General features: G+C 40.8%; 20 protein-coding genes and 1 pseudogene. 10 read left to right on the top strand and 11 right to left on the bottom strand.

Annotated features, from left to right (window positions below; all coding sequences use genetic code 11):
• Positions 1–78: 78 nt before the first annotated feature.
• Positions 79–1,653: a pentapeptide repeat-containing protein gene (locus tag FBB35_RS11425; protein ID WP_174713611.1), complete on the bottom strand. Its 1,575-nt coding sequence runs from the start codon at positions 1,651–1,653 to the stop codon at positions 79–81.
• 69 nt (positions 1,654–1,722) lie between these two features.
• Between FBB35_RS11425 and FBB35_RS11430 the strand changes: the two genes are divergently transcribed.
• The 5 genes from FBB35_RS11430 (at position 1,723) to FBB35_RS11450 (ending at position 3,915) form a co-directional block, all read left to right on the top strand.
• The gene (locus FBB35_RS11430; RefSeq protein WP_174713612.1) at positions 1,723–2,562 is read left to right on the top strand and encodes a prephenate/arogenate dehydrogenase; all 840 of its coding nucleotides are present in this window, start codon (positions 1,723–1,725) and stop codon (positions 2,560–2,562) included.
• A gap of 316 nt (positions 2,563–2,878) precedes the next feature.
• Entirely contained in the window at positions 2,879–3,169 is a 291-nt protein-coding gene (locus FBB35_RS11435) for a hypothetical protein (RefSeq protein WP_174709724.1), read from the top strand.
• 17 nt (positions 3,170–3,186) lie between these two features.
• Complete coding sequence (locus FBB35_RS11440) at positions 3,187–3,465, top strand: hypothetical protein (RefSeq protein WP_254625915.1); 279 nt, start codon at positions 3,187–3,189, stop codon at positions 3,463–3,465.
• A gap of 104 nt (positions 3,466–3,569) precedes the next feature.
• On the top strand, positions 3,570–3,713 hold the full coding sequence (locus tag FBB35_RS11445) for a hypothetical protein (protein WP_174709725.1): 144 nt from the start codon (positions 3,570–3,572) through the stop codon (positions 3,711–3,713).
• Entirely contained in the window at positions 3,697–3,915 is a 219-nt protein-coding gene (locus tag FBB35_RS11450; protein WP_174709726.1) for a hypothetical protein, read from the top strand. The genes FBB35_RS11445 and FBB35_RS11450 overlap by 17 nt, the downstream gene beginning before the upstream one ends.
• 31 nt (positions 3,916–3,946) lie before the next feature.
• Here the strand turns inward: FBB35_RS11450 and FBB35_RS11455 are convergent, their stop codons facing one another.
• From FBB35_RS11455 to petC, 6 genes are all read right to left on the bottom strand, one after another.
• Entirely contained in the window at positions 3,947–4,633 is a 687-nt protein-coding gene (locus tag FBB35_RS11455; RefSeq protein ID WP_174709727.1) for a Uma2 family endonuclease, read from the bottom strand.
• A 16-nt stretch (positions 4,634–4,649) separates the two neighbouring features.
• Positions 4,650–5,006, bottom strand: a complete 357-nt coding sequence (locus FBB35_RS11460; RefSeq protein WP_174709728.1) for a cupin domain-containing protein — start codon at positions 5,004–5,006, stop codon at positions 4,650–4,652.
• On the bottom strand, positions 4,999–5,157 hold the full coding sequence (locus FBB35_RS11465; RefSeq protein ID WP_174707960.1) for a hypothetical protein: 159 nt from the start codon (positions 5,155–5,157) through the stop codon (positions 4,999–5,001). Before FBB35_RS11465 ends, FBB35_RS11460 begins: the two co-directional genes overlap by 8 nt.
• 60 nt (positions 5,158–5,217) lie before the next feature.
• A complete protein-coding gene (locus FBB35_RS11470) occupies positions 5,218–5,556 on the bottom strand; it encodes a DUF6717 family protein (RefSeq protein ID WP_254625916.1) in 339 nt (112 codons plus the stop codon).
• A 175-nt stretch (positions 5,557–5,731) separates the two neighbouring features.
• Positions 5,732–6,733: a cytochrome f gene (petA, locus tag FBB35_RS11475; RefSeq protein ID WP_174709730.1), complete on the bottom strand. Its 1,002-nt coding sequence runs from the start codon at positions 6,731–6,733 to the stop codon at positions 5,732–5,734.
• A gap of 106 nt (positions 6,734–6,839) precedes the next feature.
• Complete coding sequence (petC, locus tag FBB35_RS11480) at positions 6,840–7,379, bottom strand: cytochrome b6-f complex iron-sulfur subunit (RefSeq protein WP_174709731.1); 540 nt, start codon at positions 7,377–7,379, stop codon at positions 6,840–6,842.
• 228 nt (positions 7,380–7,607) lie between these two features.
• Between petC and FBB35_RS11485 the strand changes: the two genes are divergently transcribed.
• Both FBB35_RS11485 and FBB35_RS11490 read left to right on the top strand, forming a co-directional pair.
• On the top strand, positions 7,608–7,916 hold the full coding sequence (locus tag FBB35_RS11485; protein ID WP_012406962.1) for a DUF3067 family protein: 309 nt from the start codon (positions 7,608–7,610) through the stop codon (positions 7,914–7,916).
• A 148-nt stretch (positions 7,917–8,064) separates the two neighbouring features.
• Positions 8,065–9,696, top strand: coding sequence for an IS1634 family transposase (locus FBB35_RS11490; protein ID WP_174709732.1), 1,632 nt, complete (start codon positions 8,065–8,067; stop codon positions 9,694–9,696).
• Positions 9,697–9,729: 33 nt separating this feature from the next.
• Here the strand turns inward: FBB35_RS11490 and FBB35_RS35740 are convergent.
• Positions 9,730–9,927 (bottom strand): annotated as a pseudogene (locus tag FBB35_RS35740) (NUDIX domain-containing protein); the annotation flags it as partial.
• A gap of 153 nt (positions 9,928–10,080) precedes the next feature.
• On the opposite strand from FBB35_RS35740, the gene FBB35_RS11495 reads away from it, so the two are divergent.
• Together FBB35_RS11495 and FBB35_RS11500 are read left to right on the top strand one after the other, a co-directional pair.
• Positions 10,081–10,608: an isochorismatase family cysteine hydrolase gene (locus FBB35_RS11495; protein WP_174709733.1), complete on the top strand. Its 528-nt coding sequence runs from the start codon at positions 10,081–10,083 to the stop codon at positions 10,606–10,608.
• A gap of 227 nt (positions 10,609–10,835) precedes the next feature.
• On the top strand, positions 10,836–11,414 hold the full coding sequence (locus tag FBB35_RS11500; protein WP_174709734.1) for an NADPH-dependent FMN reductase: 579 nt from the start codon (positions 10,836–10,838) through the stop codon (positions 11,412–11,414).
• A 6-nt stretch (positions 11,415–11,420) separates the two neighbouring features.
• Here FBB35_RS11500 and FBB35_RS11505 read toward each other — a convergent pair whose 3' ends face one another.
• Together FBB35_RS11505 and FBB35_RS11510 are read right to left on the bottom strand one after the other, a co-directional pair.
• Positions 11,421–11,795: a TSUP family transporter gene (locus tag FBB35_RS11505; protein ID WP_174709735.1), complete on the bottom strand. Its 375-nt coding sequence runs from the start codon at positions 11,793–11,795 to the stop codon at positions 11,421–11,423.
• A 245-nt stretch (positions 11,796–12,040) separates the two neighbouring features.
• Positions 12,041–13,006 carry an acetamidase/formamidase family protein gene (locus tag FBB35_RS11510; protein ID WP_174709736.1) on the bottom strand — a complete coding sequence of 322 codons (966 nt, stop codon included), beginning with the start codon at positions 13,004–13,006 and terminating at the stop codon, positions 12,041–12,043.
• A gap of 381 nt (positions 13,007–13,387) precedes the next feature.
• Here FBB35_RS11510 and FBB35_RS11515 point away from each other — a divergent pair, with 381 nt between their 5' ends.
• Positions 13,388–14,410, top strand: a complete 1,023-nt coding sequence (locus tag FBB35_RS11515) for an IS4 family transposase (protein WP_174708137.1) — start codon at positions 13,388–13,390, stop codon at positions 14,408–14,410.
• On the opposite strand, the gene FBB35_RS11520 is transcribed toward FBB35_RS11515, so the two are convergent.
• A complete protein-coding gene (locus FBB35_RS11520; RefSeq protein ID WP_254625917.1) occupies positions 14,370–15,008 on the bottom strand; it encodes a hypothetical protein in 639 nt (212 codons plus the stop codon). The two genes, FBB35_RS11515 and FBB35_RS11520, sit on opposite strands and share 41 nt — an antisense overlap.
• Positions 15,009–15,126 lie beyond the last annotated feature (118 nt).

Genomic DNA, 15,126 nt, shown 5'->3' on the forward strand with positions numbered 1-15,126 from the left:
GTCATTTGTCATCTGTCATTTGTCTAATAACTAATTCTCATTCCCCATTACCCATTCCCCATTACCCATTCCCCATTTCTAATGACTAATATAATGAAATCCTTTGACAAAATCTATTAACATACTTAACGAAGGTAATATGTATTTTGTTGCTTCATTAGATATATCATCATAAGTTGAAGCATTAAGAGCAGAGCGATTAATAAATCTTTTCCCAAAGTTGGGATGGTCATGGACAATCAATGTGTGGGCGCTAGAATTCGTTAAAACTATTTGAGTTGGGGCTTTACAAAAATTTAACTTTGTGGCTACTTCAATATTTTTTTTCGTGTGTTTAATTGTTGCCGCCTGACTCATAGCTTGCTCTAGAAGAATATTTAATTGTTTCACAATCAAGGGCAATTTTGGCAATTTTAAATCTTGATTTGCAACAATTTCACTATTAATCATTTCCACGACACTGGAAATATTCTTTTGAGTAGATGCCGCATTTAGAAAGGGAAGAATCACAATGTAAGCAGTGGAAAATAATGCTTCGTCGCTATCTACATAAAATGTGAAAACTGTTCGACGACGACCACTTTCGATGCTTGGCGGTTGTTTTAGTACGCGATATTCCTGAGCAATTTGATAGTAAGCGCCTGCGATCGCAAAATTGGCTTCGTGTTCTAAGGCTGCATCAACAATAATGCGGATTGTGGGCGGTGTTTCGTTAAAAAAGTCTCGTGAGTCTTCGGAATGGAACTTTTGAATAATGGAGCGATCGCCAGCTGGACTAAGATCAACCCATTCACAAATCATACCTTCGGTTTTTAAACCAAACCTGGATGTGGCGTAAAGCTTGGCCCCAGTTAATGTTGCTCCAGTTAAGTCAGCACCAATCCATTCCGCCCTAATTAATTTTGCCTGAGTTAAATCGGCGTGGATAAAAATTGTATTCGTTAAATTCGCATTGGTTAAATCTGCGCCAATTAAAGTAGCCCCGCTCAATTTTGCGCCGCTCAAATCTGCCCACCGGAGGTTCGCCCCGCTCAAATCTGCCCACCGGAGGTTCGCCCCGCTCAAATCTGCTCCGCTCAAGTTGGCATGGCTAAGATTTGCTTGTCTGAGTTCAGTATCTCGCAAATTTGCACCACTCAGATCGCAACGACTGAGGTCACTAGCATTTAAGTTAGCCATCTCTAAATTTGCTCCCGTCATGGAAGCGCCTCTCAAGACACTCTCACTCAAGTTAGCGTGGCGGAGATTCGCTTGGCGGAGTGTCGCCTCTCGTAAATCAGCACTAGTGAGGTCAGCCTCCGACAGATCAGCACGACTGAGGTCAGCGCGAATTAACTCAGCGCGAATCAATAAGGCTGCTTTAAGTTGAGCGCGACTGAGATCGGCTCGAATCAAATTAGCAACGTTGAGACTAGCGTTATTTAAGATGGCGTTGGATAGATTCACGCCACTGAGTCTGGCTACATTCAGCTTGGCATTGCTCAAGTTAGCTTCGCTCAGATTTGCGCCACTGAGGTTAACTATACTTAAATTAGCATCGCTAAGATTCACGCCACTGAGTTTGACCCCACTTAGATTAGCTTCTGCTAGGTCAATACCACTAAAGTTTAAGACTCCTGCTGCGTACTTTTCTAGTAATTCCTCTACAGTCATCGATGCTACCCCTTGGATGCCAACTTTAATAGTTGGTAAAGTCATAAAAACGGAATGTCAAAATTAAAAATGAATATTGGGATTTTAGGGTTGGGATTGATCGGCGGATCTTTGGGTTTTGATTTGCGATCGCAAGGACATCATATCTTAGGAGTCAGTCGCCGTGAATCTACCTGTCAAAAGGCAGTTGCTATCGGCAGTGTTGATGAAGCATCAGTTGATCTGAGTCTGTTAGCAGCCGCAGAGGTTGTATTTATTTGTACACCTCTAGCGCTTATTGTGCCCCAATTGGAGCAAATGATCGCTCATTTGTCTACAGCTACCATCGTGACTGACGTGGGTTCAGCAAAAGCACAGATAGTCAAAGCGATTTCTTCCCTTTGGGATAATTTTATCGGCGGTCATCCAATGGCGGGAAGAACAGATAGTGGCATAGAAGCTGCACAACGGAATTTATTTGTTGATAAACCTTATGTATTAACACCGATAGCTACAACGCCAACTAATGCAATTGCGGTTGTAGAAGAAATTGTGCGATCGCTAGGAGCTAATATCTACTATTGTCAACCAGAGCAACATGACCGTGCGGTTAGTTGGATTTCCCATTTACCTGTAATGGTGAGTTCCTCATTGATTGCAGCTTGTTTGAGTGAAACTGACCCCGATGTTTTGGAACTAGCCCAAAAGTTAGCTAGTTCAGGTTTTCGGGATACCAGCCGTGTAGGTGGTGGGAATCCAGAGTTGGGAGTGATGATGGCGCGGTATAATCGTCAAGCATTGCTGCGATCGTTGCAACAGTATCGTCACAATCTCGATGAATTAACTAACTTAATTGAGCAAGAAAATTGGACTGTTTTAGAGCAAAAGTTGAAATCAACAGGTAAGGCACGACCTGATTTTGTTGATTAGAATTCAGGGATCAGGAGTCAGAATGGGCTAAACCTTAGCTATCCGCTAACAGAAGTCAGAATGGACTCAACCTAGCTATTCGCTAACAGGAGTCGGAGATTTAGACCCGTGACTGAATTGTTGCACCACCAATTTTTCTTGTTTTGTGGGGTGCAAAAATGCCGATTATTCATCCGTTTTTTCGCTCAGAATTCAGAATGAATTCTGACTCCTGACTCCTGAATTCTGTTCGATAAAATATTTAAAAAAATGCTACCTAACGGTTTGACAGTCACCAAACCAATGTACTATACAGATAAATTTACAAAAATCAACAATGGTAGAACGTCCAATCAAAAAATCGGAACGTCAGTCCCAAGCAAATACTGACAACAATTCCGAAAATAAGGATTCTATAACTCCTATTGAATCCAACCCCAAAAGCTCAAAACCGAGCCGTAACCGCTCCTCTGACAAAGGAAAAAAAGCATCTTACGGAGATGAAAACAGGCAGCAGGGGAATCCTGCCCTAGCGCGTGGACCAAAACCCGTTAAACCTCCAGTTAAAGTCCAAACAGAAGAACTTGAAACCGAATCGGAAACTATCTCTGAGGAGTCTCAAGACTAACATTACTCCTGCGTGTGATGTGGGAGGTTTTAACTCGTCGTTATAGAACCCATTTGACATCTTATGAGGTTTTCGATCTTCCCAAGATCACCATCCTACTAGACCACGGGTATCACCCAGAATATTTGACTCAGGAGTTAGAGCAGATTTACCCGGAGATCATGACCAAAATCCAGTTTCAACTTTCTACGAAACCCTCAAAACAAGAGAAAGCTGCACAAGAAAAATGTGGATTTGTTCCGGCAGTAGCCTTTCGGGGTGATCGAGCGCTCCAATGCTTGGATGGAGCGTTGTAAAATTCTGGTTAAGAACTTTGAACGAACCCTGACTGGTGCCACTACCAAACTCAACCTCTGCTTCATCAGGCTAATGATTAAGAGGCTTGCAGACCCTTCCTAAGATGTCAAATGGTTTCTATAAAGACATCCGCTTATTTCGATTTGACGATCAAACCGAACAGGTTTACATCCTGGCTGGAGATGAAGTTCAAATTATTGTTTATCCCAATGGCGAATGGGAGTTTGTCAATGAACCCGAATTATGAGCAAATGAGTTTTACAGAGTTGAGAGCTTATATCGTGGAAAACCGCGAAGATATAGAAGCTATACGTTTTCTGATGAGCAAACGCGATCCTAACTCTCCAAAGTATCCTATGCCTGTTACTGAAGCTGATATGCAAGCCCAGATGGAAATCATCAGGCTAAGATTAACGGAGAGCTTTAAGATTATTGTCCAACTTCAGTAAGCAAGAATCGGGTGAGTGTTATTTACCCACCTTAAAAACTATCTGGATCAATATTCAATTCTCGAAGTTTAGCAGCTAATCTTTGCGCTTTCTCTTCTGCGGCTTGTCGTGCGGTTGCTTCCTCTTCATGAGTTAGGAGCGTTTCACCAGTCGCTGGATTGTAAAAATGCAGTTTTCCTGCTTCTAGGCGTAACTCTAACCCCAAAACTTCACTGGGTAGAGATACTGTACCATCTGGCAGGGTATTGGCTGCCACTGGGAAATAATTCCCATCGATTAAGTGTAAACCCTGGAGTTGGGGATTGAGATAATCGCCTGTGGGGTCATATTGGAAATATTCACGTACTCCCAGAAAGGCGTAAATTCCTTTCTTTGCACCTTGGTCTTTGCTGCGGGTGGTTTTTGAGGTAATCTCTAGAACAAAATCTGGGGTTTGATTATTTTCTTCCCAGGTTTTATAAGAGCGTCTGTCACGGTTTTCTACTCCAAACACCACAAATACATCTGGTGCGACAACTGATTCTGGATAACCTTTTTCGTAGTAAATAAATAGATTACCAGCAACGTATACATCTGGGTGATTTCGGAAATAAATTTCCAGCACAGTGGTAGCGTATACGAGACACTTACGCTGTAAATCACCTTCAGCCATTGGCTTACCATCCTCATCTGGGTACTCAATCGGCGTAACGGGGATGTACTCTACTGAGGCTGTCATGGGCAAATCCCTCAACTCAACTAGGGCTAGATTCAATAATATCGCTCAAAATGCGATCGCCATGACTTGGGGGCTGTGAAATCACCAAAAATTCCAAATTACAGTCGCTTTCATTGAGCATCTGATGAGGAACATGAGGCGGAATTTCTACACATTCATGTTGAGAAAGTACTTGATGGGAACCATCAATTTCTAAGGTTGCCTTTCCAGATAAGATAAAGAAAAACTGGTGCGAGCGCTGGTGATAGTGTCTGACTTCTGAGGTTCCTGGCAGCATAAGTTCTTGAATCACGCTCAATGGTTGCTTAACAAGATGCCAGCCATGACAGTTATTACTCCACAGATAATGCTCGGCAGTTTGTTTGTTAATCATTTGCTGTGCGTTTCAAGTTTTGGGTATCAAAAAGTCTGTCATCTATTACAAGTAAATGCAGCCATTTGTCTATAACTACATCATCTAGTAAATTATCCATTTCATCGCTCATTTCTTGAGTATAAGGAATTAGCTCAGAAAGGTTCTGCATAGCATCTTTCATCAAAAGTTAAGGAAAAGGCTCATCATAATACCCTCATCTTCATCAACATTATTGATTTATTTTTGCTTTGAACTGAGCGTAAAACTCTTTGGGAGCCTCATCGAAATACTTAAATAGAGCAGGGCAAAGCCATCCTTCCCGATCTAAATCTGCACTGTAATACCAGTTACCTCCATATTCTTCACGCCGCCAGTCAAACTTGATCTGATAGCCAGGAAAGGGAGATGCAGAAAATACCAAACTGAACCCTGACTCTGCATCTGGAATCTGTGTCACCATTATTTCGATAATTTCGTCTGCCCCTGCCACGAAAGGTTCTCTAACTAGACCTACATTTCCATCGTCAAACACCCACATCTCGCCGAACTTATAGGGATGAATAACCATGATTGAGTTCATAAAGTTTACTAGCAGTTAATAGCCTTTCATTTTAATAATGATATAAATACATTGGTAGGCGTACAGCAATTTCTATAAGTCCCAAATTTCTAAGTTTCGTGTAATTAACGTTAAAAAAGACAGGCAATATGCCTGTCCTAAAAATAATGATTTAGCAAAGAATTTAGAAATTCATTTCAGCAGCTTGAACTTTCTCAACCTGCTTCTTCTTCAGCACAAGCATAACTTGAGCCAACATTACAAGAGCGGTGAACGCAATCATCCATTTGACTCTAGAGGCATCTTGCAGTACGATTTCTGCATCTATTTGACCAAATCCACCAACGTTGGGGTTGCTGGTCAAAGCATCGCCAGTCTTAACTGCTTGCCCTTCGGAAACAATCAGGTCTGGCCCTAAAGGAACTGTATCAACGACAACATCACCAGATTCAGGTTGGATGTTAACTAAGTATTTGACGTTACCATCTCCATCTTCCTCTTTAGCAATCTTGGTAATTGTGCCAGTAGCAGAAGCGTTGTAAACACCATTGTTACTTTTTTCGCCAGTTGGATAAACTTGTCCGCGTCCCCGATTACCACCTACGTGAACTGAATATTTACCGAAGTGGATGTTTTTGTCGGTTGCGGGGTTGGGAGAAAGAACTGGGAAGATGATTTCCTGATACTGTTCACCAGGTAAAGGGCCGACGATGACGATATTTTCTTTGTCTTCGCTGTAGGGTTGGAAGGCAGTGTCGCCAATTTCTTCTTTAAGTTCCTCAGAAATCCGGTCTTCGGGAGCAATCTTAAAGCCTTCAGGTAGCATCAGTACAGCACCGACGTTCAAGCCAACCTTAGAACCATCGGCACCAACCTGCTGGGCGCTCAGATCGTAAGGGATTTTCACCACAGCTTTAAATACAGTGTCAGGTAGCACTGATTGGGGAACTTCCACTTCTGTTGGCTTGGCGGCTAGGTGACAGTTGGCACAAACAATCCGCCCGGTTGGTTCGCGGGGGGTTTCGGGATAGGTTTGCTGTGCCCAAAAAGGATAGGCGGCAGCTGATTGGGGAAGGGCTAGATCGCTGGTGAAGTAAAATGTCACAGTGGCGATCGCTATGAGCAATGTTTTTACGATCGCTCTAGCACTGCGAGTTAACCTCGCTGTTCGGAAAACATTTCTCATCTCTAATAAGGGCAACGATTGAATTTGTCATTAGTCATTGGTCATTAGTCATTAGTCATTAAGCCCTGAACAAAGGACGAATGACTAAGAACTAAGGACAAAATTATTAACTCCACCAAGGTGCATCACCGGTGCGGAAGTCGGTTTCAGTCCAAGGGGTCAAAACGATTTTGTCGTCGCTTACATTGGTATGGGCTAAAGCCAAAGACAGTGGTGCTGGGCCCCGAACAACCTTACCAGTTTCGTCATACTGGGAACCATGACAAGGACATTTAAATTTGTTCTCAGCAACGTTCCAGGGGACGACACAACCTAAGTGGGTGCAGATGGCGTTAATGCCATAATCTTTGATCGCCTCTTTGCTGTCTACCACAATATAGGTAGGATCTCCCTTAAGTCCTTGGACTAGGTTGCGATCGCCTGCATTCCGGTTTTCTAGAAATTTGGTGACGCTAACATTGTTACCTAACTCATCTTTTGCCGTTGTACCGCCACCAGCACCACCAGCAGCCGGTGGAATAAAGTAGTTGACAACGGGATACAATGCACCCAGAGCTACTCCAGTGACAGTCCCAAAAGTGAGCAGATTCATGAACTGACGACGACCCATATCGGGCACGTCTGCTGATTCAGAAAATTGAGCCATAATCTACGCGCTCTTTGTGTATTTTGTTAAGCATTTTGACAAAAGTACTGTACTTGAGGAACTCTTGTCTAAGTCGAAATGCTAGCGCTCACAACGATGCCATACTTCTTTGTTCCAAGATATAAAAAGCATCTTTTCTGTTAGCATTACATTTCTTTATATCCTTATCATACTGGAGTCACGGAACTTAACATCATAACTAAATGTAAAATCTGATTGAGAAAAGCTATGACAGGACAGGAATTACGTCAGATGTTGCTTGATAAGTGGGGATATTCTTATGATGTCCAGTTCCGGCGGGCACAGGGAAAGATATTTTTGCAAGTAATGTGGAAATATCTGGAGCAAGCTTCTTTTCCCTTGAGTGAGGCGGAATACCAAGAGCATCTTGACAGCATTGCTAATTATCTTCATGCCTTGGGAGGGTCAACGCAAGTACAAACATTTATTGCCCAAACACGCGATCGCCCCCGCCTCGGTAAAGCTGTTAGCATCCCTCTTGATTTGGGTGAGCGCTCTTCAGAATGGATATTATGACCCGTTATTGCATTAACATTAATAATTTCCTGAGTAATCACAGTGTTTTTTATACAAAAAATACCATAATGTCCTACAAAACTCTTTTGCCTACAGCTACATCCTACATTCCGCAGGTAAGAGAGGAGATCAATGGTATTTTTGATGAATGACACCATCAGTATCAGAAATAAGAGTACAAGATATTGACCACTGTGGGATAGTGGCAGGGATTATTGATCAAATGTGTTTGGTAGAGCAAATCAACCAAATACTGGGAACACATCACCAAGAAATAGTCAGTTCAGGTCAAGCAGTCAAAGCAATGATTCTCAATGGCTTGGGTTTAGTAAGTGCGCCACTATACCTATTTGAGAAGTTCTTTGTAGGCAAAGCCACAGAGCATTTACTAGGGGAAGGTATAAGTCCAGAACACTTGAATGATGACCGCTTGGGCAGAGTCTTGGACAAACTGTATGAAGCGGGATTAACACAAGTATTTGTGACAGTAGCACTGGCAGCAGCCAAGAAGTTTGGGGTGGAAAAGGACAGTTTACACTTGGATTCAAGTTCGTTTCATGTGCATGGAGAATATACCAACAACTCAACAGAAGGTTCAGGCAAGCCAGGAGAGATAACAATCACAAAAGGATACTCAAGAGATCATCGACCAGACCTGAAACAGTTTATTGTAGACCTGATGTGCAGTGGAGACGGGGATATTCCTCTATATCTAAATCTAAGAGTGGCAGATGGGAATGAAGCCGACTCAGCCGTGTTTGCTCAAATCTTGAAAGAATTTCGTCACCAATGGGAAATAGATGCTTTGTTTGTAGCGGATGCAGCACTCTACACCGAAGGCAATCTTAAACAAATGGATTCTTTGCGATGGCTATCACGAGTTCCAGCCACACTGACTACTGCCCAATTACTCTTGGAGAAAATGAGTCAGGAAGCTTTTGTGGATAGCATAGTCACAGGCTACCGAATAGCAGAGTGTTGCTGCGATTATGGTGGAGTCAAACAGCGTTGGCTAGTGGTGGAAAGTGAAGCTCGTGCCGCAGCAGATTTAAAGCAACTGGAAAAACGTCTGACTAAGCACCTCCAACAAGCACAATCTCAACTGCGACAGTTGTCACAACAAGAATTTGCTTGTGCCGCAGACGCGATACAGGCTTCAGGGCGTTTTGAGGCTCAGCAACGCTTTCATGAACTTGCTGAACTAGAAATTATCGAACACAAACGCCATGCCAAATCAGGCAGACCACGTAAAGATGCTCAACCACAACAGTGTTACTATCAAATTCGTGCGACTGTTGTACCTAACGAGCTAGCAATTGCCACTGAAAAACAACGAGCCGGACGTTTTATTTTGGCTACCAATGTTCTTGATGCTCAACAATTGAGCAATGATGACTTACTCAAGCAGTACAAAGCCCAGCAATCTACTGAGCGTGGTTTTCGTTTTCTCAAAGACCCTTTATTTTTTACCAGCAGTGTTTTTCTCAACTCGAAAGAACGTGTTGCTGCTTTAGCAATGGTCATGGGTCTATGCTTGTTAGTTTACACTTTGGGACAACGGGCGTTACGCCAAGCTCTAGCTCAAGCAAAACAAACCATCAACAATCAATTGGGTAAACCAACTGCCTCTCCTACGATGCGGTGGGTGTTTCAATGTTTCATGTCGATTCATCTGGTAACGATCGCTGGCTTTCAACACATTACCAATCTTACTGACGAACGACGATGGATTCTCCAATTTCTTGGTGCGCCTTGCCGAAAATATTATCTTCTCACCTGATATACCTGCGGAATGTGGGTCAAAAACCTCTCGTGCTGAACAATCTTCAGCAGATTCACCGACTTCAGGACAACCGCCAGGTAGCCCCCAAAGTTTGAAATCACTCCGCTTTTGCAATAAAACGCGCCCCAAGTTATCCTCAATAATCACACGTGCGCCAAATAATAGAAGTAAGCGATCGCCTACAACTTGTCGTAATTTGCCGAGATAAGAGTCTGACCAATTTGCCATAATCTGAGAGAAAGTTTATAAAGAAAACCTAAAGGTAGCAAATAGCATCTAAATTTACTTCAGTGTTTATATATCTGGATAATAAGAAAAATAGTCGGTAATGTTTGCGATCACTGTCTTCAGTACCAACCAATCAAGCATAGTAGTTACTATATGAACTTCTGCCTATTTATCATTGATATTCAAAATGGATTTATCACTCAAAATACAAGCCATATTCCACAAAGGGTTAAATCCTTATTAGAGCAAAATATCTTTGAACACGTCATCTTCACGAAATTTATAAATATGCCAGACAGTCCTTATGTCAAATATCTAAATTGGCATAATCTCATATCACCATTTGAGCAAAAAATTGTGGATAAGATTGAACCATTTGCTCAACTAACTTTTGATAAAACTATATACACTGCTTGTAACGAAGAGACACTTAATTTCCTAAACAGCAATAATATCCAAAAAGTATTTATTTGTGGTTTGGATACTGATTCTTGTGTTTTAAAAACTGCAATTGATTTTTTTGAGAACAATTTTAACCCTTATATTTTAGAATATTACTCAGCATCAACAGGAGGTGATAAAATTCACCAAGCAGGTATTTTAGTATTAAGTCAGATGATTGGGGTAAATAATATTGTAACTGAACCTCTAGATAGGCAGAATCTAAATAAATACTTATAGTTAGTATAATAAATCTGTCTAATTTCTGAACAGGATTTTAGATAAAGCTAGCTCTTTAGTCTCAGTAGATTTTCAAAAACCAAAAAATCAAATTGGAATTTTATGGTTTCAACTCATATTCCGCAGGTACGATCTTTATAAAGAAAATCTAAAGGTAGCAAATAGCGATCGCCTGAAAACAGGATAATCAGCTGAACTGTCAAATCCTTCCCATTCAACCTAGAACTATGGCATCCATACCTAAAATCCTCGCCTTTGCCGGCAGCACACGGATTGATTCTTACAACAAAAAATTGGTACAAATTGCGGCGGCTGGTGCTAAGTCCGCAGGTGCAGAAGTGACTTATCTAGACCTCCGCGATTTGCCCCTACCTCTGTATGATGAAGATTTAGAAGCTCAAGAAGGACTACCTACCAACGCCCGCACTTTAAAGGACTTGATGATTTCTCATCAAGGATTGCTGATTGCTTCGCCGGAATATAACAGTTCACTCACAGCAGTTTTGAAGAACGCCATTGACTGGGCATCCCGTCCAGCCCCAAATGAAGCGCCATTGGCTGCTTTTGCAGGTAAAGTTGCTACTATTATGAGCGCTTCTCCAGGCGCTCTTGGTGGTTTGCGGGGATTGGTTCACCTGCGGTCTATTTTGGGAAACATCAAAGTTTTGGTACTACCCGATCAAATAGCAGTAACCAAAGCTTACGAAGCCTTTAATGCCGATGGCACTTTAAAAGATCCGAAACAGCAAGAATCTATTGAAAAGTTAGGCGAGGGCTTAACAAAAATATTGCTGAAGCTCAATTAAGTTAAGTTATTCAATTTGATAGTAAATAACGAATACTATCATCAATACAAAGATACCATACAGCTTTTTCATGAACTCGCTGCTAATAAACGGCTGATTTGCAAACAATGCCCCGAAGAAGTTACCTACGATTAAACCAACTGCAATAATCAGGGCATATTTGATATTAAGATTACCGTTGCGATGGTAAACTAGGGCTGCTAAAATCCCAATTGGCAAAATTTGAGCAGCCACAGAAGTCCCTGTAGCTAATTTCTGATCCAAACCAATTACTAATACCATTGCCGGAATCATAATTGCGCCGCCACCGATACCAAACATCCCGCCAGCAACGCCAGAAACTAAACCGATTAACAACAGTTGGATAAAGATATTAGACATAAAAAATAGTCACTAAATTGGAAATTATAAATAAATATAGTTCAGTTAAGCATTTTTTCTTCTCTTCCTTATCTTCCTTTGTGTCCTTCTCTGACGAGACGCTGTGCGAATGCATCCTTTACGGTAGCCTGCGGCAAGCCGTACCCCTACGGGGAAGCAAGCTACGCGTAGCGTCTCGTAGAGAAGCGTCTACGTTAAAAAAATTGACTTTGACAAAGAGTTTTGCGTTAAATGAACCTATTGAATTATAAAATAATTTTGCAAGAAAACATTGATTTGGGTAACATTCCATGCACACCTTTATGAGGACTATTCACAACTTGAGTGATGTGAAAATTCACAGCTAAACTACACAATATATAAGCATCTTCTGGCGATAAATTTGCAAAGCGTTCCAGAAAATCAATCATGTTTTTTAAAGCCAATTCTAAAGCTTCATCTAAGGTTTGAGCAAACCCCATTGTGATGATATGAGTTGGAGTTTCGGCGATTGGTGTTGTTAGGTGTAAATCTTTGCGAAGTTTGAGGGTAATTCTACCGTTCATAGAGGTTTCAATGGCGGTGACATTTACTTCACCATCTCCTTGTGCAGAATGCCCATCACCAATAGAAAATAATGCACCTGGTACGAAAATCGGCAAAAATAAACGAGAACCAGCTTGTAATTCTCGATTGTCGATATTACCGCCGTAAGAACCTGGTGGGACAGAAGTTCGAGAGGTTTCTGAGGTAGCGACACCAAGAATCCCAAAAAACGGTTTGAGGGGAATTTTTATGCCAGCACCCGCCGGAAATTCAGCGATATTGTTGGCTAAATCTAGAGGAATGAATCTTAAGGCAGGTTGAGGAAACTGATGTGGTAAAGCTCCCCAACCTTTACGAATGGCATTAAAGCCGACGGGTAAACTAGGTGCGATCGCATCTAATTGTACTTCTAAAACATTCCCTGGTTCGGCATCGCGCACATAAATCGGCCCTGTGAGTAAATGCGGCCCCCCAGCAATCTTACGTTCTGGTAGAAGATTTTGGCAAATATCGAGCAATTCTGGTGTGACAAACTCTGGTGGTGCTTTGTCATAAACGTAGTAACCAGTATAAGTTTCCACATCAACCGTATCACCAGAATCAATAATCAGTGCTGGTTTTAACAGATGAGAGAAACCACCCAGATGCACAGTTTCCTTAGTCGCTTTTAAAATGTAATGAGTCATGGCTGTTGTGTTTTTAGTTGCATGGGCAGGTTTCCCAAATTGGGCGCACAAACGAAATCCGTCTACGCGGACTCTAGGAATTTGAAACCCACCTGCGTGGGTTTTGTCCGTATAGCTGCGTTCGCGTCAGCGTGCCGGAGGCTCTATTCTATTCGCCAAGGCTTTTTCAACTTTCGTCAAGCTTCAGATGAAAGGATACCTACTAGTACTCGTACCAAATCTTCTAAACCTTCAGGAACACGATAAAGCTTAATATCTTCTGTAATTAGCTTTTGTTGCCTATTGAGTGTACCAGAAGTGTTGAATGTTAAGAAAAATCCGATAAAAATAGCCCAAAATATGGTAGTTTTGGGCTAAGGCTTAAAATATATTAGTTTGATTGTGATTATAAATTCATTTCCCAAAATTGTCAAAGATATACTGAAAAGCCTGCCAAAAAACGATTATCCAGTATTGAACAGTCGTCTGTTTTTTGAGTGCTGGCTATCCTATGCCCTGGATAACAGCTTAACAAGTATGCGAGATTTGTTTAACAGATTAAATAACAATTGTTTTGAGGTAGATATTTCTACTTTCTCTAAAGCAAATTTACATCGAAGCCAAAAACCTTTTCAAGAGATTTACCAAAAATTAAATGAATTAGTACAGAAGAAAGTTCAAAAAAAGTTACACAATAAATATGCAATTTGTCCAATAGATTCAACAATTATTACTCTCACAAGTAAATTGTTATGGGTACTAGGTCATCATCAAGTCAAGCTGTTTAGTTCCTTAAATCTCTCCACAGGAAGCCCAGAAGATAACTTCATCAATTTTGGACATGACCATGATTATAAATTTGGTTCCAAAATGATGTCTAGTCTCCCAATAAATGCTGTTGGAGTAATGGATAGGGGTTTTGCTGGATTAAAATTTATCCAAGAATTAGTACAAGAAAACAAATATTTTGTTTTGCGGATAAAAAACAATTGGAAACTAGAATTTGATGGCTCAAATGGATTGGTCAAAGTTGGTGCATCTGATGATGCTCAAGCTTATAGAGTAATTAATTTCTGTGATTTAGAGACAAAAACCGAGTTTCGCTTAGTGACTAATTTACCAGAGTCGGGAGATGCAGCTGTTCATGATGATGAAATTAGGGATATTTATCGATTACGTTGGGGAGTTGAATTGTTGTGGAAGTTTTTAAAGATGCACTTAAAACTTGACAAACTCATTACCAAAAACGTCAATGGTATTACCATACAAATTTACGTGAGCTTGATAGCCTATCTGATTTTACAGCTTTTATCTATTCCCGAACAATGGGGACATACACTATTAGATAAATTCCGCTATCTTCAATCTTGTATGTGTCAGAAAATCAGCTATGTTCATTGGTTTGAGGAGATGATGTTTTGCTGACTAATTTAAGCTTTTGAGACTTAGTGTAACTAATAATGTAAAGTTTTGTATCAGCATTCAACATTTCTGTGAGTGTACCAAATTTCCAGTCATCTCCATTAGTAACTGCGCCAAATAAAATTGATGATTTATCGTTTAGAGACTGATTCAAAGCTATTAATTCTACTGCTAGTTGTGTAAACCCTCTTCTAATATCTGATTGCTTTGCTTCAATCACCAATAAAGAGTTAGATTTATGTAAATAATAATCCAAAGTACCTTTAAGCTTTTCATCCACATTAATTGGATATTCACTATATAGTTGAGCTTTTGTTTGATCGCAGATTTCAGCAAGGATAGGAGCAATCATAAATTCTCTAATTGATATCTCAGCCGTCGGGTTAAAAAGCTTTATATTGCGCTGTAAGTAATTTTGTAAAAATTCTAAATAGCTAACTTCAGCAAAGTATATTGGTAATTTTAGCTCTGTGCGTTCGTAACTGTACTCAAACTCAGCTACTACATCTATGGTTGGATTAGGTAACAAAAAGTATTGACTAAAAGTGTAACTTTGGTCTGGTTTTAAAATTCTATATTTACGCATAATTTTTTCGGGCATGAACTACAACACAGATATTACGAATTACGAATTACGAATTACGAATTAGTATTATTATCTCAACAATTTGCTAAACTCCAACTTTGGGGATACCAAATAAAAACAATTTGAGCAGGGA

This window comes from Nostoc sp. TCL240-02, from assembly GCF_013343235.1.
Taxonomy (GTDB): Bacteria; Cyanobacteriota; Cyanobacteriia; order Cyanobacteriales; family Nostocaceae; genus Nostoc.

What these genes read in the sequence shown, in the direction of transcription:
- FBB35_RS11425 (WP_174713611.1), bottom strand. Translation starts at nt 1,653, where the DNA reads ATGACTGTAGAGGAATTACTAGAAAAGTACGCAGCAGGAGTCTTAAAC.
- FBB35_RS11430 (WP_174713612.1), top strand. Translation starts at nt 1,723, where the DNA reads ATGAATATTGGGATTTTAGGGTTGGGATTGATCGGCGGATCTTTGGGT.
- FBB35_RS11435 (WP_174709724.1), top strand. Translation starts at nt 2,879, where the DNA reads ATGGTAGAACGTCCAATCAAAAAATCGGAACGTCAGTCCCAAGCAAAT.
- FBB35_RS11440 (WP_254625915.1), top strand. Translation starts at nt 3,187, where the DNA reads ATGTGGGAGGTTTTAACTCGTCGTTATAGAACCCATTTGACATCTTAT.
- FBB35_RS11445 (WP_174709725.1), top strand. Translation starts at nt 3,570, where the DNA reads ATGTCAAATGGTTTCTATAAAGACATCCGCTTATTTCGATTTGACGAT.
- FBB35_RS11450 (WP_174709726.1), top strand. Translation starts at nt 3,697, where the DNA reads ATGAACCCGAATTATGAGCAAATGAGTTTTACAGAGTTGAGAGCTTAT.
- FBB35_RS11455 (WP_174709727.1), bottom strand. Translation starts at nt 4,633, where the DNA reads ATGACAGCCTCAGTAGAGTACATCCCCGTTACGCCGATTGAGTACCCA.
- FBB35_RS11460 (WP_174709728.1), bottom strand. Translation starts at nt 5,006, where the DNA reads ATGATTAACAAACAAACTGCCGAGCATTATCTGTGGAGTAATAACTGT.
- FBB35_RS11465 (WP_174707960.1), bottom strand. Translation starts at nt 5,157, where the DNA reads ATGCAGAACCTTTCTGAGCTAATTCCTTATACTCAAGAAATGAGCGAT.
- FBB35_RS11470 (WP_254625916.1), bottom strand. Translation starts at nt 5,556, where the DNA reads ATGGTTATTCATCCCTATAAGTTCGGCGAGATGTGGGTGTTTGACGAT.
- petA (WP_174709730.1), bottom strand. Translation starts at nt 6,733, where the DNA reads ATGAGAAATGTTTTCCGAACAGCGAGGTTAACTCGCAGTGCTAGAGCG.
- petC (WP_174709731.1), bottom strand. Translation starts at nt 7,379, where the DNA reads ATGGCTCAATTTTCTGAATCAGCAGACGTGCCCGATATGGGTCGTCGT.
- FBB35_RS11485 (WP_012406962.1), top strand. Translation starts at nt 7,608, where the DNA reads ATGACAGGACAGGAATTACGTCAGATGTTGCTTGATAAGTGGGGATAT.
- FBB35_RS11490 (WP_174709732.1), top strand. Translation starts at nt 8,065, where the DNA reads ATGACACCATCAGTATCAGAAATAAGAGTACAAGATATTGACCACTGT.
- FBB35_RS11495 (WP_174709733.1), top strand. Translation starts at nt 10,081, where the DNA reads ATGAACTTCTGCCTATTTATCATTGATATTCAAAATGGATTTATCACT.
- FBB35_RS11500 (WP_174709734.1), top strand. Translation starts at nt 10,836, where the DNA reads ATGGCATCCATACCTAAAATCCTCGCCTTTGCCGGCAGCACACGGATT.
- FBB35_RS11505 (WP_174709735.1), bottom strand. Translation starts at nt 11,795, where the DNA reads ATGTCTAATATCTTTATCCAACTGTTGTTAATCGGTTTAGTTTCTGGC.
- FBB35_RS11510 (WP_174709736.1), bottom strand. Translation starts at nt 13,006, where the DNA reads ATGACTCATTACATTTTAAAAGCGACTAAGGAAACTGTGCATCTGGGT.
- FBB35_RS11520 (WP_254625917.1), bottom strand. Translation starts at nt 15,008, where the DNA reads ATGCCCGAAAAAATTATGCGTAAATATAGAATTTTAAAACCAGACCAA.